17 protein-coding genes are annotated in these 23,757 nt (G+C 69.2%); 4 read left to right on the forward strand and 13 right to left on the reverse strand.

What is annotated here, in order from left to right; translation table 11 throughout:
- Nucleotides 1-5 precede the first annotated feature (5 nt).
- The 7 genes from LTV02_RS09060 to LTV02_RS09090 are packed head-to-tail and all read right to left on the reverse strand — an operon-like array spanning nucleotide 6 to nucleotide 6,177.
- Nucleotides 6-944: a TauD/TfdA dioxygenase family protein gene (locus LTV02_RS09060; RefSeq protein ID WP_233039551.1), complete on the reverse strand. Its 939-nt coding sequence runs from the start codon at nucleotides 942-944 to the stop codon at nucleotides 6-8.
- Between the two features lie 33 nt (nucleotides 945-977).
- The gene (locus LTV02_RS09065; protein WP_233039552.1) at nucleotides 978-2,327 is read right to left on the reverse strand and encodes an LLM class flavin-dependent oxidoreductase; all 1,350 of its coding nucleotides are present in this window, start codon (nucleotides 2,325-2,327) and stop codon (nucleotides 978-980) included.
- A 28-nt stretch (nucleotides 2,328-2,355) separates the two neighbouring features.
- Complete coding sequence (locus LTV02_RS09070) at nucleotides 2,356-3,249, reverse strand: ABC transporter permease (RefSeq protein WP_233039553.1); 894 nt, start codon at nucleotides 3,247-3,249, stop codon at nucleotides 2,356-2,358.
- Nucleotides 3,242-4,075 carry an ABC transporter ATP-binding protein gene (locus LTV02_RS09075; protein WP_233039554.1) on the reverse strand — a complete coding sequence of 278 codons (834 nt, stop codon included), beginning with the start codon at nucleotides 4,073-4,075 and terminating at the stop codon, nucleotides 3,242-3,244. Before LTV02_RS09075 ends, LTV02_RS09070 begins: the two co-directional genes overlap by 8 nt.
- On the reverse strand, nucleotides 4,072-5,151 hold the full coding sequence (locus LTV02_RS09080; RefSeq protein ID WP_233039555.1) for an ABC transporter substrate-binding protein: 1,080 nt from the start codon (nucleotides 5,149-5,151) through the stop codon (nucleotides 4,072-4,074). The genes LTV02_RS09075 and LTV02_RS09080 overlap by 4 nt, the downstream gene beginning before the upstream one ends.
- Before the next feature lie 50 nt (nucleotides 5,152-5,201).
- On the reverse strand, nucleotides 5,202-5,378 hold the full coding sequence (locus LTV02_RS09085) for a hypothetical protein (protein WP_233039556.1): 177 nt from the start codon (nucleotides 5,376-5,378) through the stop codon (nucleotides 5,202-5,204).
- Nucleotides 5,379-5,388: 10 nt separating this feature from the next.
- Nucleotides 5,389-6,177: an IclR family transcriptional regulator gene (locus LTV02_RS09090; protein ID WP_067708087.1), complete on the reverse strand. Its 789-nt coding sequence runs from the start codon at nucleotides 6,175-6,177 to the stop codon at nucleotides 5,389-5,391.
- A 489-nt stretch (nucleotides 6,178-6,666) separates the two neighbouring features.
- Between LTV02_RS09090 and LTV02_RS09095 the strand changes: the two genes are divergently transcribed.
- Nucleotides 6,667-7,002, forward strand: a complete 336-nt coding sequence (locus tag LTV02_RS09095) for a transglycosylase family protein (protein WP_233039557.1) — start codon at nucleotides 6,667-6,669, stop codon at nucleotides 7,000-7,002.
- A gap of 71 nt (nucleotides 7,003-7,073) precedes the next feature.
- On the opposite strand, the gene LTV02_RS09100 is transcribed toward LTV02_RS09095, so the two are convergent.
- From LTV02_RS09100 to LTV02_RS09110, 3 genes are read right to left on the reverse strand one after another with little or no spacing between them, the layout of a single operon-like run.
- Nucleotides 7,074-8,420, reverse strand: a complete 1,347-nt coding sequence (locus LTV02_RS09100; protein ID WP_233039558.1) for an ATP-binding protein — start codon at nucleotides 8,418-8,420, stop codon at nucleotides 7,074-7,076.
- A complete protein-coding gene (locus LTV02_RS09105; RefSeq protein WP_233039559.1) occupies nucleotides 8,393-8,773 on the reverse strand; it encodes a response regulator in 381 nt (126 codons plus the stop codon). The genes LTV02_RS09100 and LTV02_RS09105 overlap by 28 nt, the downstream gene beginning before the upstream one ends.
- Before the next feature lie 50 nt (nucleotides 8,774-8,823).
- Nucleotides 8,824-9,495, reverse strand: a complete 672-nt coding sequence (locus LTV02_RS09110) for a response regulator transcription factor (protein ID WP_233039560.1) — start codon at nucleotides 9,493-9,495, stop codon at nucleotides 8,824-8,826.
- A gap of 189 nt (nucleotides 9,496-9,684) precedes the next feature.
- Between LTV02_RS09110 and LTV02_RS09115 the strand changes: the two genes are divergently transcribed.
- The 3 genes from LTV02_RS09115 to LTV02_RS09125 are packed head-to-tail and all read left to right on the forward strand — an operon-like array spanning nucleotide 9,685 to nucleotide 20,877.
- On the forward strand, nucleotides 9,685-20,160 hold the full coding sequence (locus tag LTV02_RS09115; RefSeq protein WP_233039561.1) for an amino acid adenylation domain-containing protein: 10,476 nt from the start codon (nucleotides 9,685-9,687) through the stop codon (nucleotides 20,158-20,160).
- Between the two features lie 33 nt (nucleotides 20,161-20,193).
- Nucleotides 20,194-20,481, forward strand: coding sequence for an ArsR/SmtB family transcription factor (locus LTV02_RS09120; RefSeq protein ID WP_233039562.1), 288 nt, complete (start codon nucleotides 20,194-20,196; stop codon nucleotides 20,479-20,481).
- 6 nt (nucleotides 20,482-20,487) lie between these two features.
- Nucleotides 20,488-20,877, forward strand: coding sequence for a VOC family protein (locus LTV02_RS09125; protein WP_233041531.1), 390 nt, complete (start codon nucleotides 20,488-20,490; stop codon nucleotides 20,875-20,877).
- 12 nt (nucleotides 20,878-20,889) lie between these two features.
- On the opposite strand, the gene LTV02_RS09130 is transcribed toward LTV02_RS09125, so the two are convergent.
- From LTV02_RS09130 to LTV02_RS09140, 3 genes are read right to left on the reverse strand one after another with little or no spacing between them, the layout of a single operon-like run.
- Nucleotides 20,890-21,687, reverse strand: a complete 798-nt coding sequence (locus tag LTV02_RS09130; RefSeq protein ID WP_233039563.1) for an ABC transporter ATP-binding protein — start codon at nucleotides 21,685-21,687, stop codon at nucleotides 20,890-20,892.
- Complete coding sequence (locus LTV02_RS09135) at nucleotides 21,684-22,733, reverse strand: taurine ABC transporter substrate-binding protein (protein WP_233039564.1); 1,050 nt, start codon at nucleotides 22,731-22,733, stop codon at nucleotides 21,684-21,686. The genes LTV02_RS09130 and LTV02_RS09135 overlap by 4 nt, the downstream gene beginning before the upstream one ends.
- A complete protein-coding gene (locus LTV02_RS09140) occupies nucleotides 22,730-23,638 on the reverse strand; it encodes an ABC transporter permease (RefSeq protein WP_408639348.1) in 909 nt (302 codons plus the stop codon). Before LTV02_RS09140 ends, LTV02_RS09135 begins: the two co-directional genes overlap by 4 nt.
- Nucleotides 23,639-23,757 lie beyond the last annotated feature (119 nt).

The following is a 23,757-nucleotide window of genomic DNA, read 5'->3' on the forward strand; positions in this document are numbered from 1 at the left end:
CGGGGTCAGTTCGACGAACCCACGAACCGTTCCCCGGCGATGGAGCGCGACTCCTGCCCGTCCACTCCGACCGGCACCTCACCCTCGAGCGTGGTGCGGTACAACACCCGGGTCACGTCCAGATGGTCCAGATCGCTGGGCGCGAGATGCGCGGTGGCGCGATTGTCCCAGAACGCGAGACTGCCCTGCTCCCAACGGAATCGCACCGTGTAGGCGGGATCGGACAGCTCCGCGTACAGCAGTTCCAGCAGCGCGTCGCTCTGGCGCGGGCTCAATCCGACGATGCGGGTGGTGAACCCCGGATTCACGAACAGCACCCGTTCCCCGGTCACCGGATGCACCCGTACCACCGGGTGTTCGGTCACCAGCGGCGCGGCCGCCACCCGCTTGGCGTAATCGCTCTCGGCGTCCCAGGCCGGCAGCTTCCCGCCGAACCGGTGCTCGGCGCGCAGCCCGTCCAGGAACGAGCGCAGCGATTCCGGCAGCCCGGCATAGGCCGCCGCCAGGTTGGTCCACTGGGTGTCGCCGCCGCGTTCGGGCGCGATCTCGGCCCGCAGCAGCGACGCCGCCGGGGGATTGATCAGCGGCGAGACATCGGTGTGCCAATGGTTGGTGTAGCTGAACTTCCGCTTGCCGAACCGCTTCTCGTACAGGCGGCTGTCCACGGCCAGGATCTCCGGGTACTCGGTGGGCGCGTCGTCGTCGTAGGGATGCGACGGCGTGACCGCGCCGAACCGCCGCGAGAACGCGATCTGCTCGGCGTGCCCGATCCGCTGATCGCGGAAGAACAGCACCTTGTATTCGTGCAGCGCCGCGGTGAGCTCGGCGATCTGCGCGTCGGTGAAGTCGGCGCGCAGATCGATATCGCGGATCTCCGCCCCGATATGCCCGGCCACGGGTGCGATGGTGAAAGTGCCGGTACGGTTTTCGGCCACAGTGGTCATGATGAATTCCTCAGGGTTATCGGATGAATCGATTCACGCGGTGGCCCGCGCGTCCTCCCGGGCGGCGAACTGGCTCTCGACCGGTTCGAGCCCGTAATGCCCGCGCAGGGTGGTGGCGGTGTACTCGGTGCGGAACAGCCCGCGCTCCTGCAGGATCGGCACCACCCGGTCGACGAAGTCCTCCAGCCCGCCGGGCAGATACGGCGGCATGATGTTGAAGCCGTCGGCCGCGCCCTGCTCGTACCAGCTCTGCAGCTCGTCGGCGATCTGCTCGGGCGTACCCGCGAAGGTGCGATGCCCGCGCCCGCCGCCGAGCTTGCCGATCAACTGCCGCACGGTCAGCTCCTCACGCTCGGCCAGCTCCTTGACCAGGGTGAACCGGCTCTTGCCGCCTTCGATCTCGCTCTCGGCGGGCAGCGGCGGCAGCGGCGCGTCGAGCGCGTGCTCGGTGAGATCCACACCCAGCAGCGAGGACAGCTGCTTGAGCGCGTAATCGGGGGAGATGAGGTCGGTGAACTCCTGCTCGAGCGCTCGCGCCTGTTCCTCGGTGTCGGCGATGAACGGCACCAGCCCCGGCAGCACCTTCAGCTCGTCGGCCGAGCGACCGTACTTGGCCAGCCGCGACTTCAGATCGCGGTAGAACGCCCGCCCCTCGTCGATACTGCGCTGCGCGGTGAACACGGCCTCGGCGTAGCGGGCCGCGAATTCCTTGCCGCTCTCCGAGGATCCGGCCTGCACCAGCAGCGGCCGTCCCTGCGGGCCGCGCGGCGAGTTCAACGGCCCGCGCACCCGGAAGCGCTCACCCTGGTAATCGAGGGTGTGCACCTTGTCCGGGTCGGCGAAGATTCCCGCCTCTTCGTCGAGCAGGATGGCTTCCGATTCCCAGCTGTCCCACAGCTGCACGGCCACGTCCACGAACTCCTGCGCTCGCTCGTAACGGCGCGCGTGCTCAGGGATGGCGTCGAAACCGAAATTGAACGCCTCGTCCTCATTGCCGGAGGTGACGATGTTCCAGCCGGCCCGCCCGCCGCTGATGTGATCGAGCGAGGCGAACTTGCGGGCCAGATTGAACGGCTCGTTGTAGGTGGTGGACGCGGTGGCGATGAGCCCCACCCGTTCGGTGGCGGTGGCGATCGCCGACAGCAGCGTGACCGGCTCGAACACGGCGAGGGTATTGCGCTTGATGCGCGGCCCCACCGCCAGCCCGTCGGCGAAGAACACCGAATCCAGTTTGCCGCGCTCGGCGATGCGGCCCAGCTCCTGGAAGTGCTTCACATCCAGCACCCGGTGCGCCTCGGTGCGTGGATGCCGCCAGGCCGCCTCGTGGTGGCCGACGCCCATCAGGAAGGCGTTGAGATGAAAAGGCTTGCGTGACTGCGACATACGAATAGTCCTTCGGGAAGTTCGGGGATCAGGACTGGACGCGCCAGCGGGAGAGTCGCCGCTCGATGGCGACCAACAGCCCGTTGAAGCTCAGCCCGACCAGGGAGATGGCCACGATGCCCGCGTACATGTCGGGAATCTGGAAGTTCTGCTGCGCGGCGGTGATCAGATAGCCCAGACCCGCACGCGCACCGACCATTTCGGCCGCGATGAGCACCAGGATGGACGCCGAGGCCGCCATGCGGATACCGGTGAAGATGCTCGGCACCGCGGCCGGCAGCACCACCTTGCGGAACAGCGGCAGCGGCGAGAACCCCAGCGACACCGCCGATTTCACCAGCAGCGGGTCCACGGTCCGCACGCCGGTGATGGTGTTGAGCAGGATCGGGAAGAAGCTCGCGTACACCACCAGGGCGATCTTGGACGTCTCGCCGATGCCCAGGATGAGCACGAACACCGGCAGCAGCGCCAGCGCCGCGGTATTGCGGAACAGCTCGAGGATCGGGCTCAGGAACTCCGCGACCGGCCGATACCAGGCGATGGCCACACCCACCGGAACCGCCGTGCTCAATGCGATGGCGAACCCGGCCAGCGACCGGCCGAGGCTGGCGGACACGTGCTCCTGCAGCTGCCCGTTGCGGATCAGCTCGAGCCCGGCGTCGAGCACCGCGCTGAACGGCGGCAGGAATACCTCGTCCACCAGTCCGAGCCGGGGCGCGGCCTCCCACAGCGCCAGGAACAGCGCGATGACCAGCGTCGGTTTGACGATCCGCCAGCCCAGCCGGGCGGCCGTGCGAGCGATTCGCGCGGCCGGTGAGCCGACGGCCGCACCGGTCCGGGTCGCCGGTTCGACCGCGGGCGAAGCGGTGTCGGTGACCGGCGGCGCGGTGGTGACCGGTCCGAGAGCGATGGCACTAGACATGGCTGTTCCCGTCCGCGGCCAGGGCCGCTTTCTCGAGTCCCTGCGCCCGGGTGACCTCGTCGTGCAGCAGGGTCCAGATGTGATGGCGGATATCGCGGAAGCGTTCGCTGGAGCGGACATCGGGGTCCCCGTCGCGATCCAGGTCGATGTCCACCACGGCCTTGACCCGGCCGGGCCGCGAGGTCAGCACCGCCACCCGCTGCCCCAGATACACCGCTTCGTCGATGCCGTGGGTGATGAACAGAATCGTCTTGCCGGTGGTGCGCCAGATCCGCAACAGCTCGTCCTGCAACGACTCCCGGGTCTGGGCGTCCAGCGCCGCGAACGGCTCGTCCATGAGCAGCACCTCGGGATCGAAGGCCAGGCTGCGCGCGATGGCCACCCGCTGCTTCATGCCGCCGGACAATTCGTGCGGATACCGGTTCCCGAAGCCGGCCAGCCCGACCAGCTCCAGGTATTCGTCCGCGATCCGCCGGCGCTCACGACGGCGAACGCCCTTGGCCTCCAGGCCGAATTCGATATTGGCGCGGGCGGTGCGCCAGGGCAGCAGCGCGTACTGCTGGAACACGATGCCGCGATCCAGGCCCGGCCCGGCGATCGGTGCGCCGTCGAGGAGGATCTGCCCGGCCGTCGGCTTGCTCAGCCCGCCCAGCAGATCCAGCAGGGTCGATTTGCCCGAACCGCTGGGGCCGACCAGCACCAGGAACTCCCCGGCGCGCACGTCCACGCTGATGTCCTCGATGGCGGTGAGGGTGTCGCGCTCACCGCGGACCGGGAACTCCTTGCGCACTCCCGAGAGCGCGAGTTTCACGGTCGCCGTGGTCATTTCGCCACCTGCTCACCGCTCGGCCCGCTGCTCGCCGGATATGTCCCATTGGCGTACGGGTTGTCCTTGTTGGTGTAGATGTCCTTGGCCGCGACCTTGCCCGCGGGCAGTTCGCCATTGCGGACCAGCCAATCGACCCAGATCTGCAATTCGCGTTCGGCGATCACGCCGCCCGGCACCGGAATACCCGAACTCTTCCAGTACTGGAGCAGATTCACGTTCTCGTTGCGGCCGCGCTTCTCGATAATGGTCTTGAATTTGGCCAGCACCTCGTCGCGCGGCGTGAGCTGCAACCAGCGCGTCGCCCGCGCGGTGCCCTGCACGAAATCACGCACCGCTTCCGGATGTTCCTTGATGTAGTCGTTCCGGAAAACGTAGGTGCCGTAATCGAATTGCCCGAACAGGTCCTTGTCGGTGTACAGCGGGTGCACTCCGCCACGGCCCACCGCGGTATCCCGGAACACCGAACCCAGGGCCGCCGCATCGATCTGCTTGTTGCGCAGCGCGTCCTCGGTATTGGCCGGCGGCAGCACCACCAGCTGCACCTGCTTGATCTCCTGATCGCTCAGGCCCTGATCGTGCAGCCACTGCCGGGTGATGAATTCGTGGTGCGCGCCCAGGGTATTGACGCCGACCTTCTTGCCGATCAGATCGCGCGCGGAGGTGATGCCGGAATCGTCACGGACGAAATAGCCGGTGAACGATTGTTCGTCGGCGCCGTAGGAGCTCAGCACCGAAGTGACGGGCGCGCCGCCCGCGATGAGCTTCACGACCGCGCCGTTGAAGGCGCTGCCGAATTCGATCTGCTTCGTCGCGGCGGCCTGAATATTGGCCGGACCGCTGGTGGTGTCGCCTTCCCAATGCAGATCGATCTTGGAGAAGTAGCCGAGATCGGCGGCCAGTTCGAACGGCGTGACCTGGCCGGTGCTGCCCTGATACCGCAGCACGGTCTTGCCGTCGGCGGTGGTGCCGGCATCGGTTTTCGCGCACCCGGACAGCGTGGCGAGTGCGGAGGTGACGGCGAGCGCGGCCACCAGGGCGCGCCGCAGCCGTGAGCTACGGGAAATGGAATGCATTGCTGATTCTTTCGGTGAATTCGCCGGAGGCGACGTGGAATACGAACGAATCAGGCGTGACAGATGCCGTGCGCGACGCGCATGAGATCGAGTGCGCGGCGCCGGGTGAGATCGGAAGGGATCACTCCGAGTCCTTTACGGGAGTAGTCCTTGCGGAAGAGACGATGGTGCTCGAGGTTGCCCGCAATGGTGCGGTGCGCGCGGCGGGACGGCAACCTTCGTTTCACGATGTGGAAATCAGCGTGATTCTAATTCGGCGACGGAAAGCATTGGCCCACCGGCGGTTTGGAAAAGCGGGGCGATCCGTCCCGCGGCCACCCGCATGGCGGGCACGATGCTGCGCACCAGGGAGTCGTCCAGCCGGGCCGAGCGCGCCTGCACGCCCAGCGCGCCGCGCACCCGCCGGTCCGGGCCGACGATGGGCACGGCGATGGCCCGGATCGGATCCTCGGTGTCGATGAGCTCACTGGCGAATCCCGTGCGGCGCACCCGATCCAGCTCCACGTGCGGCAGGGCGGGCTTCGAATCCCACTGCGCGGCATGACCTTCGGCGATGGCCCGGCCGGGGGAGAAGGCCAGCAGCGCATGCCCGACCGCGCTGGCGCGCAGCGGCTGGCGGGCGCGCGGGACCTGGTTCGGGCAGAAGAACACCGGCGGCCGGGCCTGGAAGACGGTGACCGCGTCGCGATCCTCGGCCACGCTCACGCTCACCGTGATCTTGATGCCCGCGGCCAGCGCGTACAGGTGCGGGGCGGCCGAATCCAGACCGAGGCGGGTGAGCGCCGGGCGCGCCAGCGAGGCCAAGCCGTGACCGATGCGGTAACGATCGGTGGCCGGGTCCTGTTCGAGCAGGCCGCCGCGCACCAGCGCCTGCGCCAGCCGGTGCGTGGTGCTGACCGGCAATCCGGCCCGGGCCGCCAGCTCGACCAGCGACAACTCCGGATCGTCGCCCTCGAAGCAGTTCAGGACCTGGATGGCGCGATCGACCGCGCGGGTGCCGGAACGGGGCTCATCGGTGGGTTTCATGGCTGCTCCTGCCGGGTAGAACGACGTTCCCGGCACTATCCCCAGCGCCGCGACCGGCGGCAATGATTGCGCGCAGCGCGATCCCAGCCGGTCAGCGCACGAATTTCCAATTCTGCCGCGCGGGCGCGCCGGATAACGGCATCGTTTTGTGCTCGCTTTGTATTACGCGAGCCGGATCACTAAATTCACGTGACCTCCGTCACATTATCGGCCGTAAATTCGGTATTTGTAATTCGTTATCCATCCGATGCCATCTGCGAAAACCGCGCGGATCTCGCGTATTCCCATTTGTCAACCCACCGTGATCGCAACGTGATTCGCCGTGATTGTTCCGTTACCGTCGCTTTCGGCTCGGATAACCGAGCTCGAACTCGAATCGCCGAACACCGGCAAGCCCGTCCCGCGATTCGAACGCAACCGACATCCCTGGGGACGGGGACCCGCCGCTTCGAGCGCGGGCCGGAAGGGCGCAGGTAGGGAACCCAACTTATGCATCGCAACCGGAAGCTCACCTCCCGCATGCTCGCCGCCACCGCGGCCGTCGGCGCGCTCGTGTCCGTCCCGTTCGCGCTGTCCACCGCGACCGCGTCGGCCGCGAGCGGCAACTGGGACGCCGTCGCGCAGTGCGAGAGCAGCGGCAACTGGGCCGCCAACACCGGCAACGGCTTCTACGGCGGCCTGCAGTTCACCCAGAGCACCTGGAACGCCTACGGCGGCTCGGGCAACGCCTCCAACGCCAGCCGCGAGGAGCAGATCCGCGTGGCCGAGAACGTGCTCGCCGGCCAGGGCCGCGGCGCGTGGCCGGTCTGCGGCGCTTACCTGTAAGCGCTCCGGCTTCACAAGCAAGATCGAGCCCCCACCGTCCGACGACGGTGGGGGCTCGCTTCGTTGAGCAGTCATCGACTGCCGCTGCCGCGCGCGGCCGGTGCACAGGCGGCCGGGGCCGGTCGGAGTTGGGTTGGGGAGGGCCGGCTCTCGGCGGACGGTGAGAGGGGCTGAGCGGGGACGGTGGCGGTGAGGCGGGTGCCGGTGCCGGGTGCGGAGTCGAGGTCGAGGGTGCCGCCGATAACGGCCAGGCGGTCACGCATGTTGGTGAGGCCGGCGCCCGGGGGATGGTCGGTGGGGTCGAAGCCGGAGCCTGTATCTGCGATTGTGACCGTGAGGGTGCCGCTGGATTGGCGGGCGGTGATGGTGACCGCCGTGGCCGGGCCGCCGTGTTTGACGCTGTTCTGGAGGGCTTCGAGGCAGCAGTAATAGAGGGCGGTCTCGATGTCGACGCTGTAGCGGCCCAGGGCTTGGGCATCGACATGGACCGGTACCGGGCAGCGGCCGGCCGCTGCGGGGAGCGCGCCGCGCAGGCCGTCGGCGGCGAGGAGGGGCGGGTAGATGCCGTGGGCCAGGCGGCGGATCTCGGCGATCGCGGTCTGCACCAGGTCGGCCGCTTCACCGAGCAGCTCGGAGCAGCCGCCCGCATCGTCCGAGGCGAGCTGCCGCGCCAGTTGCAGCGTCACCGCCACCGCGACCAGATGCTGTTGCGCGCCATCGTGCAGATCGCGTTCCAGCCGCCGGCGTTCGGCGTCGGTGGCCGCGACCAGCCGCGCCCGGGAGGAGGTGAGCTGGTCGGCGCGCTCGGCGAGCAGCCGCTGCGAGGAGGCGAGCGCGTCGGCGTTGTGCTGGGCGGTGACGGCGATCTCGCGCATGGTGGCGGCGGTGTGCCAGAGCACCAGCAGGATCATCGCCACCACGGCGGGCAGCCCGATCGAGGCCACGTATTTCAAGGCCAGCGGCGGGTACACCACCAGCGGCGCGGCGATCACCCCGCACGCCGTCACAGAGCCGATGGTCACGAACATGAAGCGCCGCAACTGCTTCCGCCCCACATACGGCACCGCGAAGATGGCCGGCAGCAGCACCGCGACCACGTGGATGGGCAGCGTGAACGGCGACAGATACGACGCCACGATCGCCCCCGTCCACACCGCCACCGATATGGTGGTCGCCGACCCGGCCAGCTCCCCGCGCTCGGCCTGCCGCCTGGCCACCAGCAGCAGCGCGCCCTCCACCGCCAGCAGCACCACCATGGCGACCGCCCACCAGTTCGGCCCGCGCAGCGAGATGATCCCTGCGCACGCGATCAGGACCACATCGGTGCCCAGCAGGCCGAGCAGGAACACCCGCAATCTGGTGCGCGCCAGGGTGTTCGCGGTGGCCGCGGTCAGGGCGAGGGTGTCAATCCCCTCCATACCCGGGCGAGCAGTTCCGGGCTCAGCGTTTCCTTGTGCACGTAACCTGCTGCGCCGCACTGTGATACCTCGTCCGGAAGATCGGATGTGTCATAGGTCGACATCAACACCACGGCCAGCCCGGGCCGCATGATCCGCAACCGGCGGGTGGCCTCGATCCCGCCGATCCCGGGCATATTGATATCCATCAGCACCAGTCCGGCCTCATCGTCGCGGCTCAATTCGAGCGCGGCCTCCCCGCTGTCGGCCTCGCCCGCGACCATGAATCCCGCACTGGCGGAGACCATCGCCGCGGCCACGCGCCGAAAGGCGGGCCGATCGTCGACGATCCACACTCGCACCCGTGCAGTCATGACGCAATGGTGCGGTCCGAGGGGCGGACCGGTAAAGGGTGCACACACCCCTAATCGTTCTTGGAGGCCAGAAACAGCAGTACCGCGCTGACCCGATGATCCAGCGCCGGGTCCGCGGTCAGCCCGAATTTGGCGAAAATCGAATTGATGTGTTTCTCGACGGCGCGCTGGGTGAGCGAGAGCCGTTGCGCCACCACCCGATTGCTGCCGCCGCAGGCGATCTCGGCCAGCACCTCGCGCTCGCGCGTGGTCAGCAATCGCACCATGTCGTCGTCGCGCTGCCGTGACAGCAGCACCTCCATGATCGTCGGATCCAGCACCGATCCACCGCCCGCGACCACGTGCACCGCGTTGAGCAATTGCTCGAACCGCGCGATCCGCTCCTTGAGCAGATAGCCCCGCCCGGCCGAGCCGCCGTCGAGCAGCGCGGTCGCGTATTCGGGCTCCGCGTAGTGCGACAACACGATGACCGCGGTCTCGGGATGGGAGTCCCGCAGCAGCCGCGCCAGCCGCACCCCCTCGTCGGTTCCGGTGGGCGGCATGCGGATATCGGTGATGAGGACATCGGGGCGGTGTGCGCGCACCAGTTCCAGGGTGGCGTCGAAGTCGGTGGCGATGCCGGCCACCTCGATGCTCGCGTCGGTGGCGAGCACGCGTAGCACGGCGTCGCGGATCAACAGCGAGTCCTCGGCCACAACAACTTTGACGCCCGTTGCGTTCACAATGTCTCAGCATCCTCCGGCGGTGCACCGCGCGCACGGGTATTCGGCTACCCGGTTGCCGATGCCCCCGCTACTCGGGGCTCGGGGGTGCACACACCCCGCGCAGAAGTGGTATGTGCAGGCTGCTGTGCGCGCGGCGCTTCCCCGAAACTCGAATCGCACCAACCACCAGCACTTCTGGAGAATCCCGTGCGTGTTTCCGCCGAAGTTTCCGCCGCCGCCCAGCCCGCCGGGCCCCCGGCCGGTCGGTCCGCCCGAGCCTTTCCGCTGTCGGCGGCGCAGCGCGGAATCTGGTTCGCCCAGCACGTCGTCGGCGCGCCCCCGATCTCGGTCGCCCAGTACCTCGAGATCACCGGACCGCTGGAGGTGGAGGTCTTCCTGTCGGCGCTGCTGGCGGCGGGACGCGAATTCGGTACCGGATACCTGCGCCTGATCGAGATCGACGGCGAGCCCTACCAGTTGGTCGATACCGCGCAGCCGGAACTGCCGAAGGTGCTCGATCTGCGCGATTGCGCGAATCCGGACGCGGTGGCGCGGGACTGGATGAGCGAGGAGTACGGCACGCCGCTGGATCTGCTGCGGGACCGCCTGGTCGAGACGGCGCTGCTGCGCGTCGCCGACGAGCGCTGGCTCTGGTACACGCGCATGCACCACATCGTGATCGACGGCTATGCGATCAGCACCGTGGCGCGGCGCATCGCCGAGCTCTACAACGCGGCCGTCGCCGGGGAGCCGCTGCCGCCGGCGTGGTCGGAGGACCTGGTCGCCATCGTGGACGACGATGCCGCCTACCGGGATTCGGAACGCTTCCGCGCGGACCGGCGGTACTGGGCCGGACATCTCACCGGCTTGCCCGAGGCGCCGAGTCTCGCGGGCCGCGCCGCCCGGGTGGACTCGCATCCCCGGCGCACCGGGGCCATGCTGCCGCGCCGCACCGCCGAACTGCTGGAAGCCACTGCCGCAGCGGTGAATTCGAGCATCGCTCCGGTATTGGTGGCGGCGTTCGGGGCGTTCCTGGCCCGGATGACCGGACATGCCGAGATCACCCTGAGCCTGCCGGTGTCCGGCCGCACCACCGCGAAACTGCGCCGCTCGGGCGGCATGGTCGCCAATGTGGTGCCGCTGCGGCTGCGGGCGGATCGCACCGCGACCGTCGGCGAATCGATCATCGCGGCCCAGCGCGAGCTGACCGGCGCGCTGCGGCGGCAACGGTATCGGCAGGAGGACATCCTGCACGATCTGGGCCGCGCCGCCGACAGCACCACCGCGTTCGGGCCGGCGGTGAGCATCATGCCGTTCGTGCCGCACCTGCGTTTCGGCGCCGCGTCCGCGGTGGCGCAGGTGCTGACGCCGGGCCTGATCGAGGATCTGTACCTGGTGCTGTACACCGGATCCGAGGTCACCGGAACGCATATCGACTTCCTCGCCAATCCGAATCGGTACAGCCAGGACGAGCTGCGCGAGCACTACGACCGGTTCCTCGACTTCCTGCACGATTTCCTGGCCGCCGGGCCGGACGCACCGCAGTCCACCCCGGCCCTGCTCACCCTCGCCGAACGGGAACTGCTCGTGCCGGCCTGTGGCGGGGCGGCCGAACCCGCGCGCACCCTGCCCGAGATCCTGTCCGCGGCAGCGGCTTTCGATCCGGAGCGTACGGCGCTGATCGCGGATCGGGCGGTGCTGACCTACCGGGAACTAGACGAGCGGTCCGATCGCGTGGCGCGCCTGCTGCTGGGCCTCGGCGTCGGCCCGGAAGTGCCGGTGGCGGCGGCGATCTCGCGCTCGGTGGAGACCATCGTGATGCTGTGGGCGGTCGCCAAGACCGGCGCGGTGCATCTGCCCATCGATCCCACCTACCCGCCCGGCCGCATCCGGCATCTGCTCGACGATTCCGGGGCCGGGGCCGGGATCACCACCGCCGCGGACCGTCCGCACCTGCCGGATTCGATCGATTGGCTGGTGCTGGACGACCCCGAAACGGTGTCGCGCGGTGCCGCCTGCCCGGCCGGGGCGATCACCGATGCCGAGCGCGGCGGGGCCATCCACGCGGATCAAGCGGCCTATCTGGTCTACACCTCCGGGTCCACCGGCGTTCCCAAAGGCGTCGTGGTGAGCCATCGCGGCCTGGCGAATTTCGTTGCCGAACAACAGGAACGGTACCGGGTGCGCGGTGACGCGCGGGTCCTGCACGTGGCCTCGCCCAGCTTCGACGCCACCATGCTGGAACTGCTGATGGCCATCGGCGCGGGCGCCACCCTGGTGATCGCGCCGCCCGACGCCTACGCCGGACCGGCCCTGCAACGCGTGCTGCGCGAGCACCGGGTGACGCATGCCTTCCTCACCCCGGCCGTGGTCGCCACCCTCGAACCCGCCTACCTGCCCGACCTGCGCATGCTCACCGTCGGCGGCGAACGCGTCCCGGATGAGCTGGCGGCCCGCTGGATTCCGGGCCGGCGCCTGCACATCTGCTACGGGCCGACCGAAACCGTCATAGTCGTGCTCATCGGTGCTGCGCTCGCCGAGGGCGACGGCGTGAGTCTGGGCGGGCCGATCCGGGGCGTGCGGGCGGTGGTGCTCGACGACCTGCTGCGGCCGGTGCCGCCCGGGGTGTCCGGCGAACTGTATGTGGCGGGCATCCAGCAGGCGCGCGGCTACCACCGGCAGGCCGCGATGACCGCGCACCGCTTCGTCGCCGACCCGTTCGGCCCGCCCGGCACGCGGATGTACCGCACCGGGGACGTGGTGCGCTGGGGTGTGGCCGGAACCCTGGAATATGTGGGCCGCAGCGACTTTCAGGTGAAGGTGCGCGGCCAGCGGGTGGAGCTGGGTGAGATCGACGCGGTGTTGTCCGGGGAGGAATCGCTGGCCTACGCCGTCACCGTCGCCCAGCCCGGTCCGGGCGGGGCCGTCGTACCGGTGTCGTATGTCGTCGCCGCGCCCGGCGCGCGGGTGGATCCGTTGCGGCTGCGTGAGCGGATCGCCGGGGTGCTGCCGCGGCATCTGGTGCCGGCCGCCATCGTGACCCTGGACGCGATTCCGATCGATCCGGTCGGCAAGCTGGATCGGAAAGCGTTGCCGCTGCCGGACTTCGGGGCCGCCCGCCGCGGCTACCTGCGGCCCAGCACCCTGGTGGAACAGCGGCTCGCCGAGATCTTCGCCGACGTCCTCGGCCTGGAACGGGTCGGCGCGGACGATTCCTTCTTCGATCTCGGCGGTGATTCGCTGCTCGCCACCCGCGTGGTCGCCAGGGTCGAGACCGTGCTCGGTTCGGCCATCGCGCTGCGCGACCTGTTCGAAGCGCCGACCGTCGCGCAATTGGCGCGGCGCCTGCCCAACGTATCCGCGGCCCGGCAGCGGCCCGCCCCCGTGGCTCTCGAACGCCCGGCGCGGCTGCCGCTTTCGCCCGCACAGCAACGCATGTGGGTGCTCAACCAGCTCGACACCGCCTCGCCCGCCTACAACGTGCCGATCGCGCTGCGGCTGACCGGCTCGCTCGATATCGAGGCGCTCGCCCTCGCCATGGGCGATGTGATCGAACGCCACGAGGTATTGCGCACCGTCTACCCGGCCGACGCCGGCGGCCCGTTCCAAAGCGTGCGGCCCTATCGAATCGAACTGGCCGACTTCCAGGTTCTCGATACCCCGGCCGAACGGCTGCCCGCCGAACTCGAACGACAGGTGCGCGCCGGATTCGACGTCACCGACCGGATTCCGGTGCGCATCAGGCTGTTCCGCCTCGAACCCCGGCAGCACGTGGTGCTGCTGGTCATACATCACATCAGCGCCGACGGCCTGTCATTGGCGCCGCTGGCCGCGGATGTGATGGCCGCCTACATCGCCCGCTTACGGGCCGGTGCGCCGTCGTGGACGCCGCTGGCCGTGCAGTACGCGGATTTCGCGTTGTGGCAGCACGCACTGCTCGGCGACGAGCGCGACGAGGGGTCACTCGCCGCCGAGCAGTTGCGGTATTGGACGATGGCCCTGGCCGGGCTGCCCGAGCGGCTGGAACTCCCGGTCGACCGGCCCCGCCCGGCCACGCCATCCCTGCGCGGCCGTGTGCACGCCTTCGAGATCGATGGCGAAACCCACACCGCAGCAAAGGAACTCGCTCACGCGCAGGGCATGAGCCTGTTCATGGTCGCACACGCCGCCTACGCGGTGCTCCTGTCGCGACTGTCCGGCAGCGCCGACATCACCGTGGGCACCCCGGTGGCGGGGCGCGCGGATCCCGTACTGGACCCGATGATCGGCATGTTCGTCAACGATCTCGCCCTGCGCACCCGCATCGAACCGGACGTCACAGTGACGGAATTGCTGGCAGCCGTCAGAGCCTCCGATCTAGATGCCTTCGCGCACAGCGACATTCCCTTCGAGCGAGTGGTGGCAGCCCTGGATCCCGTGCGCTCCACCGCCCATCACCCGATCTTCCAGGTGATGATCGCTTTCGAGAACTTCACCATCCCCGACGCGAGCCTGCCCGGCCTGCGAGTCGAAGTCCTCGAAGCCGACCGGGGAACCGAACAATTCGATCTGGCCCTGACCCTGCGCGAACGACCGACGGGCGGAATGACCGCCGAACTCGGTTACGCCACCGACCTTTTCGACGACTCCACGATCCGGGACTTCGCTGACCGTTACGTGCGCGTACTCGGTGCTCTCGGCACCGACCCGAGGCTCCAGGTCGGCGACCTGGAGATCCTCGCCCCGCGCGAGCGCGCGGCCCTGTACCCCGTGCGCGGCGCGGCAACATTGCCGCCACGCACCTGGCCGGACCTGCTCACCAGTCGAGTCGCGGACCGCGCGGACACGGTCGCGGTCCGCAGCGGCGACGCCACCCTCACCTACCGACAACTGGACGAGCGCTCGAACCGGCTGGCGCGCCGCCTGATCGCACGGGGTGCGGGCCCGGAAACAGCCGTCGTGGTGGCACTGACACGCTCTCCGGAATCGATGACGGCCCTGTGGGCAGTCGCCAAATCCGGTGCGATGTACGTCCCCGTCGATCCCGGCCAACCCCGAGCCCGCCTCGAACACGTGATCACCGATTGCGCTGCGGTGTTGGGGATTACCGCACCCGAGCACGTGCCCGCACTGTCGCCCGTCCTGAATTGGCTGGTGCTCGAGCCGAATACCTTCGCCCGCGGCGATGCCTCAGGTCAGCTCGGTGCGGCCTCGGTCGCCTCGCACGTGCGAGCCGGCGCGGCCGCGCAGTCTGCTGAAGGGAAACAGGTCGCCGCGCACGAGCAGGACCGCGAGGGCCAACTGGCCGGCGCGGGGGAGCAGGTCGCTGGGGGCGAGCCGGGCGGCGAGGGCCGGCAGGTCGGCGCGGGGGTCGCTGCGGAGCCGTTCGGCCCGGAGTCGTCCGCTGCGCCGGTGACCGATGCCGATCGGGTGCGGTCGCTGCGGGCGGCGCATTGCGCGTACGTCGTCTACACCTCGGGTTCGACCGGGATTCCGAAGGGGGTGAGCGTTACTCATGCTGGGCTCGCGAATCTCGTGGCCGCGGCGCTGGACGCGCTCGAGCCCGGCGCGGACGGCCGGTTCGCGCAGTTGTGCCCGCCGGTATTCGACGTGTCGATCGAGGAGGTGACCGTGTGCGCGGTGGCCGGTGGCACGGCGGTGATCGTGCCGCCGGGGGCGTATGCGAGTACCGCGCTCGCGGAAGTGCTGGACGCGCAGCAGGTCACGCACCTCGAGGTGACGCCGGGCGTGCTGGCCACTTTGGCCCCGGAAGACCTGCCCGGTCTGCGGACCGTGGTGGTCGGCAGCGATGTCTGCCCGCCGGAACTGCTGGGGCGCTGGGGCGATCGGGTGCGGCTGGTCAATTCGTACGGTCCGACCGAAACCACCGTGTCGGCCACGTTCAGCCGGCCGATGCGACCGGGTGCGGCGGTGACCATCGGTGCGCCGGGTGCCGGATTCTCGGCGCTGGTGCTGGACGATCGGCTGCGGCCGGTGCCTGTCGGTGTGACCGGCGAACTGTATCTGGCGGGGCCGGGGCTGGCGCGCGGGTACCTGGGCCGATACGCGTGCACGGCCGAGCGTTTCATCGCCTATCCGTGCGGTGCGCCGGGCGAGCGCATGTACCGCACCGGGGATCTGGTGCGGTGGAACTCCGAATTGGAGCTGGAATATCTGGGGCGCAGCGACTTTCAGATCAAGTTGCACGGATTGCGGATCGAGCTGGGGGAGATCGATGCCGCCCTGACCGCGCTGCCTGGGGTGGCGCAGGCCGTCACCGTCGGACATACCGATGCGGGCGGTCATCGGGCGCTGGTCTCGTATGTTGTCGCGACACCGGGGCAGAACATCGAGGTAGAGCTGGTGACCGGGCTGTTGCGGGATCGCCTGCCCGGTTATCTGGTGCCCGCCCTGATCGTTCCGCTGCCATCGTTGCCGCTCACGCCGACCGGGAAAATCGACCGCAAGGCACTGCCCGCACCGGCGTTCGAGACGACGGCCGAGTATCGAGCGCCGCGCACTCCCGCCGAACTCGCACTGGCGGAACTGTTCTCGCAGGTGCTGGGTCGCGAACGCATCGGAATCGACGATTCGTTCTTCGCCCTCGGCGGCGACAGCATCATGGCGATTCAACTGGTGTCACGGGCGCGGGCGCGCGGACTGTACCTGAGTGCCCTCCAGGTGTTCGAACATCGGACGGTCGCCGCGCTGGGCCGCATCGAGAACCTGGAAGTCTCGGTGGCCGAACCGGATTCGCCGCTCGAATCACCCGGCGGCTACCTGCTGCCCGATATCGGCGCGCTCGATCTCGACTGCTGGCGTGTGCGTTATCCCGGTTTCACCGATGTGTGGCCGGTATCGCCGTTGCAGGAGGGGCTGTACTACCACGCGCTCCTATCGGGACCGGCCCTCGATCCGTACCTCACCCAGACGGTCGTCACCCTGGCAGGCGACCTCGATACCGCCCGGCTCCGAGCCGCCTTCACCACCGCGCTCGCCCGCCACGCGAGCCTGCGCGCCGCATTCGTCCTGGACTATCGCGGCCGGCTCGCACAGATCGTGACCGCCCCGGCTCCGATGCCCTGGCGCGAAACCGATCTGCGCGGCGAGACCGACCCGGCCCTGGCCTTCACCGCGCTGGCCGACGCCGACCGAACGGCGGGCTTCGATCCGGCGGCCGCGCCCCTGCTGCGCGCCACCCTCGCCCGCACCGCCGAGCACGAATACCGGCTGCTGCTCACCGCGCATCACATCGTGCTCGACGGCTGGTCCTGCTCGCTGCTGCTGAGCGAACTGCTCGCGCATTACGCGGGCGGAACGGACCTGCTGCCCGCACCCGCCGCCTACCGCGACTTCCTCGCCTGGCTGCACCGCTGGGACGCGGCGGGCGCGCGAGCGGCCTGGGGCCGGGCCCTGGCGGGCGCGGCCGAACCCACCATGCTCGTCCCACCCGACCGTGGGGGCGGACCATGCCCGGCTCCCGGGCATGTGGATTTCGGGTGGGACGTGGAGGGGACACGAGCGGTGGGCCGGCTGGCCGCGGCCGCGGGCGTGACGGTGAACACCGTCGTGCAATGCGCGTGGGCCATGGTGCTGAGCCGGTTCACCGCTCGTGCGGATGTCGTTTTCGGCGCGGTGGTTTCGGGCCGCCCGCCGGAGGTGCCCGGCGTGGAAGCGATGGTCGGGCTGTTCGTGAACGCCGTGCCGGTGCGGGTCGCACTGGACCCGGGGGAATCGGTGACCGAACTGCTGCGACGGGTGCAGCGCGAGCAGGCGGGGCTGCTGGAACACCATCATCTGGGATTGGCGGAGATTCGAAGCGCCACCGGCGCCGGGTATTTCGATACCCTGCTGGCCTTCGAATCGCATCCCGGCGGCGCGGACGCCGACGGGACGGTTGCCGTCGACGGTGTGCGCGTAGTGGACACCGAGGCGATTTCCGGAACCCACTATCCGCTGACCCTCGCCCTGCATCCCGGGGAGCGGCTGCGCGGCCGCGCCACCTACCTGCCCGGGCAATTGGACGAGTCCGCGACCCGCCGGATCACCGAACGGCTGGTGCACGTGCTGTCCGAGCTCGCCGCCCATCCGGACCGGCGCATCGGCGAGGTCGAGGTGCTGGCCGGTGCCGAAACCGGCGATTTGACCACCCGTTTCGGCACGCCCGCCGCGCCCGCGGCAAGTCTGCCCGAACTGCTGGCCGCCGCCGTCCACCGCAATCCCGGCGGGATCGCCGTGGTCGACGGGCACTGCTCGCTGACGTACCGCGAGCTGGATGAGCTCTCGAATCGTTTGGCGCACAGGTTGATCGCGCTCGGTGTCGGACCCGAGGACGTGGTCGCGCTCGCGCTGCCGCGCTCACTGGAGTCGGTGCTGGCGATCTGGGCGGTCACCCGCGCCGGAGCGGCGTTCGTTCCGGTGGATCCGGACTATCCGGCCGCCCGGATCGAGCACATGCTCACCGATTCCGCTGCGGTGCTGGGACTTACCCAGGCCGCACACCGGGACACGCTGCCCGAGGGACTCCATTGGGAGATCATCGATGACCACCTGGAATCCGGACCAGCCGCGGACGGCGACCCGCTCGAATTCGCCCTGCCGCTGCCCGCACAGCGCGCCTACGTGATCTACACCTCCGGGTCCACCGGGGTGCCGAAGGGTGTCGCGGTCACCCATGCGGGAATCTCGAATCTGGCTGTCACGCAGAGAGAAACGTGCGCACTCGACTCCGAAGCCCGGGTCCTGCACGTCGCCTCACCATCCTTCGACGCCGCGGTGTTCGAACTGCTCATGGCGCTCGGATCGGCGGCCACCCTGGTCATCGCGCCGCCCGGCGTCTACGGCGGCCCGGACCTCGCGCGACTGCTGCGCACGGAACGAGTGACCCACGCGGTCATCACGCCGGCGGCGCTGGCCACCCTCGATCCGGCCGGGCTCGACACCCTGCGCTTCGTGATGACCGCCGGTGACCGCTGCCCGGCGGAACTGGTGACCCGTTGGGCCGCAACCGAATCGGGCGCACCGCGACGGTTCGTGAACGGCTACGGACCCGCCGAGACCACCATCGCCTCGAATATCAGCGGGCCGCTGCACCCGGGCGAGCCGATCACCATCGGCGGTCCCGGCCGCGGACTGCATGCCCTGGTGCTCGACGGCTGGTTGCGGCCCGTGCCGGTCGGTGTGGCAGGGGAACTCTATGTCAGCGGTGTGCAAGTGGCGCGCGGCTACCACGATCGGCCGGGAGCCACTGCGGCCCGCTTCCTCCCGAGTCCCTACGACACACCGGGCACCCGCATGTATCGCACCGGAGACCTGGTGCGCTGGACGGCATCCGGCGACCTGGAATTCCTGGGCCGCGCCGACGCACAGGTCAAGCTGCGCGGCATGCGAGTCGAACCGGGCGAGATCGAATCGCTCCTGGTCGCGCAGCCGGGCGTCGCGCAGGCCGTGGTCCTCGTCCGCGACGACGGTGCGGGCGACCGGGTGGTGGCGTACCTGACCGGCGCCGCAGCGGAAATCGACCACACCGCGGTGCGGGCCGCCCTCGCCCGCACCCTGCCCGCGCACCTCGTCCCGGGAGCCTTCGTCGTGCTCGACGCGCTCCCGCTCACCGCGAACGGCAAACTCGATCGCGCGGCGCTGCCCGCACCGGCGGTCACCACCCGCCCCTACCGGGCCCCGGAAACGCCAGTGCAAGAAGCGATTTCGACCGCCTTCGCGCAGGCCCTCGGACTGCCCCGGGTCGGGCTCGACGACGACTACTTCGCCCTCGGCGGCAATTCCCTGCGCGCGCTCTCGGTCATCGGCCTGCTGCGTGCGGCCCTGGACACCGATATCCCGGTCGGCTGGTTGTTCGAAGCCGGGACCGTGGCGGCCCTCGCCCAGCGCATCGCCGACGGCGGCGACCCGGACCCGCACTACGGCTGGGACCTGGACGTCTTGCTGCCGATCCGCCTGGGCGGCGACCGGGAACCGCTGTTCTGTGTCCATCCCGCCTCCGGAATCGCCTGGTGCTACCGGGGTCTGGCGACCCTGCTCGCCCCGGGCCGGCCCATCTACGGCCTGCAATCGCCCGAATACACCGAGCCCGCGAACGAACCCGCGTCCATCGACGAGTTCGCCGAGCAGTACGCCGCGGCGATCCGCTCGGTGCAACCGCACGGCCCCTACCAACTGCTCGGCTGGTCGGTCGGCGGCGAGATCGCCCATGCCGTCGCCGCCCGGCTGCGCGCGGACGGCGCCGAGGTCGCGCTGCTGGCCATGCTGGATTCCGACTGGGGCTGCTACGACGATCTCGACGTGCCGGTCATGACCGCCGGCGAACTGGTGCGCATCATCGGACCCGACTTCGGCGTCGCCGATATTCCACCGGAGCTGTCGACCGAGGCCGCGGCCGCCCTGGTCGCCGCGCGCTTCGGCATCGACGCCGCGAGCGTCGCGCACGCCCTCGACCGCATCACCTACTGCTTCAACCGCACCGCGCAGATCAGGAGCGGACACCGGCGTCCGCTGTTCAACGGCGACCTGATCTATTTCACCGCGACCCGAGGCGTACTGCGCGCGGATCACGGCAGCGGCGGATGGCGGCAGTACATCGGCGGCGAGGTGGTGAATATCGATCTCGACACCACCCATGAGGCCCTGACCTCGCCGGATGTCCTCCCGGCCATCGCCGCGGAACTGAATCGGCGACTCGATACGTGACATGCAAGTGGTTACTTGCCTATAGTGGGCGGGGTGAGCGACGGTACCGATCCCGCCGAGGTGTTCAAGGCGCTGGCCGATCCCACGCGCCGGGTCATTCTCGACGAGCTCGCCGAACGGGACGGTCAGACGCTGTTCGAACTGTGCGGGCGGCTGACCATGCGGCACGGGATGTCGTCCACGCGGCAGGCCATCTCCCAGCATCTGGATGTGCTGGCGGCCGCCGGACTGGTGACCACCGGCCGCGAGGGCCGGTACAAGTTCCACTACCTGAATCGGGAACCGCTGCGAAACCTCACTGACCGCTGGCTGAAGGAGTAGACGATGTTGCGTATCAATGTGACGAGCGTGTGGGTGGATGATCAGGCCAAGGCGCTGAGCTTCTACACCGACGTGCTCGGGTTCGTGAAGAAGACCGACATACCGCTCGGCGGACACAGCTGGCTGACCGTGGTGTCGCCGGCCGCGCCCGACGGCGTCGAGTTGCTGCTGGAACCGGATGAGCATCCGGCATCCAAGTCGTTGAAGGAAGCCCTTGTCACGGACGGCATTCCGTTCACCTCGTTCGCGGTCGACGATATCCAGGCCGAATACGAGCGCCTGACCGGACTCGGCGTGCGCTTCACCCAGCCGCCGGTGGACCACGGCACCGTCACCACCGCCGTGCTCGACGACACCTGCGGCAATCTCATCCAGATCGCCGAGATGAAGTCCTGAGCAGGTGACCGGCTAGCTGTGCGCGGCGTAGATCGCCTGTGCCAGCTCGGATTTCAGGGCCTGGAAATCGGGTGTGGCGGTGACCGTCAGGGAGCGGACGCCGCCGGGTTCGTCGCCGGGCAATTCCACCCGGCGGTCCACGATCACCCGGCCCGGGCGGGCGCTCATCACGAGCACCCGGGTGGACAGGAAGACCGCCTCTTCCACCGAATGCGTCACGAACACAATGGTTTTCCCGGCCTGCCGCCACAGGCGCAGCAACTCGACCTGGAGCCGTTCGCGGGTGAGCTGATCGAGCGCGCCGAACGGCTCGTCCATGAGGATGATGCGCGGGTCGTTGATCAGCACGCGGGCGATCTGGGCGCGCTGCTGCATGCCGCCCGAGAGCTCGTAGGGGCGTTTGTCAGCGGCATCGGCCAGACCGACCAGCTCCAGGAGGCGGTCGGCTTCGGCGCGGCGGGTCTTCCTGTCCACGCCACGGCATTTCGGGCCGAATTCGACATTGCCGCGCACCGACAGCCACGGGTAGAGGGTGGGGGCCTGGAAGACCACGCCGCGTTCGGGCGCCGGACCGGCGACGCGGTCCGCACCCACCACCAGCGTGCCGGTGGTGGGTTCCAGGAAACCGGCGAGCATTTGCAGCAGCGTGGTTTTGCCGCAGCCGGACGGGCCGACGATACTCACGAACTCGCCGGGTTCGATGACCAGATCGGTGGGGGAGAGGGCGATGGTCGAACCGTTCGCGGTCTCATAGGTTTTCGAGACCCCGGTCAGCGCCACCCGATCCCGGGTGCCGACGGCGGCTGTCATTTCGAGCTCGCCGCGGCCGTGGCATAGACGGCCCCGGTGTAGGTCTCCGCGCTCGCCAGCCCTTGGATCTCGCCCTGGCTCAACAGGAATTCCGCCGACGAGCGCAGATCCGCCCCGAGCTGCTTGCCCAGGTAGGAGGCCCCGGCCTGGGTGGACGCGTCCACATAGCCGTACTCGGTGAGCTGCTTGCGGATATCGGCGACCGGAATGCCCAGCTGCGCCGAAATGCGGGTGGCGGCGTCCTCCGGCGAGCTGTTGATCAGCTTGACCGCCCAGTTCTGCGCGGCCGTCCAGACCTCGAGGAAACGCGGGTTGGCGGTGACGAATTCGGCGCGGGCGCCCTCGAGATCGTAGGTCGGCTTACCGGCCTTGGCGGTTTCGGCGGCGGTGGTCACCACGTGCCCGTTCTTGGTCAGCTCCGACAGCGTCGGCTCCCAGATGAACGCCGCGTCGATCCCGCTGTCCCGCCACGCCGCGGCGATGGCGTCCGGCTGCATATTGACCAGCGTCACCTCGCGTTCGATCCCGGCGGCGGTGAGCGCGGCCAGCAGACTGTAGTGCGAGGTGCTGGCGAACGGCACCGCGATCTTCTTGCCGCGCAACCCCGCCACGGTGGTGATCGCCGGATCCTTCACCACCAGTGATTCCGCCGCGCCGATCACATCGTGCACCCACACCACCTTCATGGCGATGTTCAACGGCGCCGAAATCGCCCGGGCGGCAGCGGAACTGCCGAGCAGGCCCATATCCAGGGAATTGGCTCCGAAGGCCTGGATCACGGTCGCGCCGGAGGCGAACTTGCTCCAGGTGATCTTCGCCTTGGGCAGGCAGGTCTCCAGCACCCCGGCATCCTTGACCACCAGCGCCCCATTGGGAATGTCCTGGTAGCCGAGTCGCACCGTGCCGGTGAAGGATTCGTCCACCGCGACCGGGCAGGCGGGCCGATCGGCGCTGCCGCCGGATTCGGTGCGCCCGGATTCCACGCAGCCGGTGAGCGAGACGGTCAGCGCGCCGGCCAGAGCCAGCGCCGCGAAAGTGGCTTTCACGCTTTGCCTTTCCACGGCACGAGCAGCGCGCCGATCCATTTGATGCCCGCGTCCAGACTCAGCGCGGTCAAGCCGATGACGATGATGCAGGCCATGGTCAGCGCCGTGTTCAGCTGCTGACCGGCCAGAAAGGCGAGGCCGCCGATACCGGGAATGCCATTGTTCAACTCGGCCGCCACCACGGTGGTCCAGGCGAAGCCGATGGCGACGCGAATACCGCCGATCACCTCGGGCAGGGTCGCGGGCAGCAGGACCCGGGTGGTGACCTGGAAACGGTTCGCGCCCAGGGACCGCGCGGCATTGATCCGATCGGCCGAGACGCCGTGCACGCCCGAAATGGTGGCGATGACCACCGGCGGGAACGCGGCCAGGAACAACAGCCAGATCTTGGAGGTGTCGCCGATCCCGAACCACACGATGAGCAAACCGATATAGCCCAGCGGCGGCAGCGTGCGCAGGAAGTTCAGATACGGCTCCACCACCGCGCCAATGGTTTTCGAGGTGCCGAGCACGAATCCCACGATCGGCCCGAGCAGCACGGCCGCACCCGCCCCGGCGGCGATGCGCTGCAGGCTGGCCACCAGGTGCTCCCACAGGAAATAGTTCTGCTCCCCGCGCACCTGACGCGGCACTCCCGGCGCGAGTTCGTGCCAGCTGTTGGCGCGCACGAACGCCGACCACACCGCCTGCGGGCCCGGCAGGAAACGCGGATCGACCAGTTCGACGGCGGCGACCACCCACCACAGGGCCAGGAAGACCGCCAGCGAGAACGCCCGCACCGCGATCGCCCGCACCCGGGGCGCGCCGAGAACGGTTCGCCGCCTGACGGTTTCCCGCGCTACAGGCGGGGCCGCGCCGTTCGCGCCGGGCGCACCGCGATCGGCGGCGATCGGGGGAGAGGACACGCGGGGACTGCCTTCCGGTCGGACAATGGGCGTGGACCGACGGCGCCGACCCCGGGCCGAAACCGTCCGGTGCGATCCTTGCGCGGTCCGGGCGGCGCGCACAGGGCCACGATCACCGT

Source organism: Nocardia yamanashiensis (assembly GCF_021183565.1).
GTDB lineage: Bacteria > Actinomycetota > Actinomycetes > Mycobacteriales > Mycobacteriaceae > Nocardia > Nocardia yamanashiensis.

What these genes read in the sequence shown, in the direction of transcription:
- LTV02_RS09060 (WP_233039551.1), bottom strand. Translation starts at nt 944, where the DNA reads ATGACCACTGTGGCCGAAAACCGTACCGGCACTTTCACCATCGCACCC.
- LTV02_RS09065 (WP_233039552.1), bottom strand. Translation starts at nt 2,327, where the DNA reads ATGTCGCAGTCACGCAAGCCTTTTCATCTCAACGCCTTCCTGATGGGC.
- LTV02_RS09070 (WP_233039553.1), bottom strand. Translation starts at nt 3,249, where the DNA reads ATGTCTAGTGCCATCGCTCTCGGACCGGTCACCACCGCGCCGCCGGTC.
- LTV02_RS09075 (WP_233039554.1), bottom strand. Translation starts at nt 4,075, where the DNA reads ATGACCACGGCGACCGTGAAACTCGCGCTCTCGGGAGTGCGCAAGGAG.
- LTV02_RS09080 (WP_233039555.1), bottom strand. Translation starts at nt 5,151, where the DNA reads ATGCATTCCATTTCCCGTAGCTCACGGCTGCGGCGCGCCCTGGTGGCC.
- LTV02_RS09090 (WP_067708087.1), bottom strand. Translation starts at nt 6,177, where the DNA reads ATGAAACCCACCGATGAGCCCCGTTCCGGCACCCGCGCGGTCGATCGC.
- LTV02_RS09095 (WP_233039557.1), top strand. Translation starts at nt 6,667, where the DNA reads ATGCATCGCAACCGGAAGCTCACCTCCCGCATGCTCGCCGCCACCGCG.
- LTV02_RS09100 (WP_233039558.1), bottom strand. Translation starts at nt 8,420, where the DNA reads ATGGAGGGGATTGACACCCTCGCCCTGACCGCGGCCACCGCGAACACC.
- LTV02_RS09105 (WP_233039559.1), bottom strand. Translation starts at nt 8,773, where the DNA reads ATGACTGCACGGGTGCGAGTGTGGATCGTCGACGATCGGCCCGCCTTT.
- LTV02_RS09130 (WP_233039563.1), bottom strand. Translation starts at nt 21,687, where the DNA reads ATGACAGCCGCCGTCGGCACCCGGGATCGGGTGGCGCTGACCGGGGTC.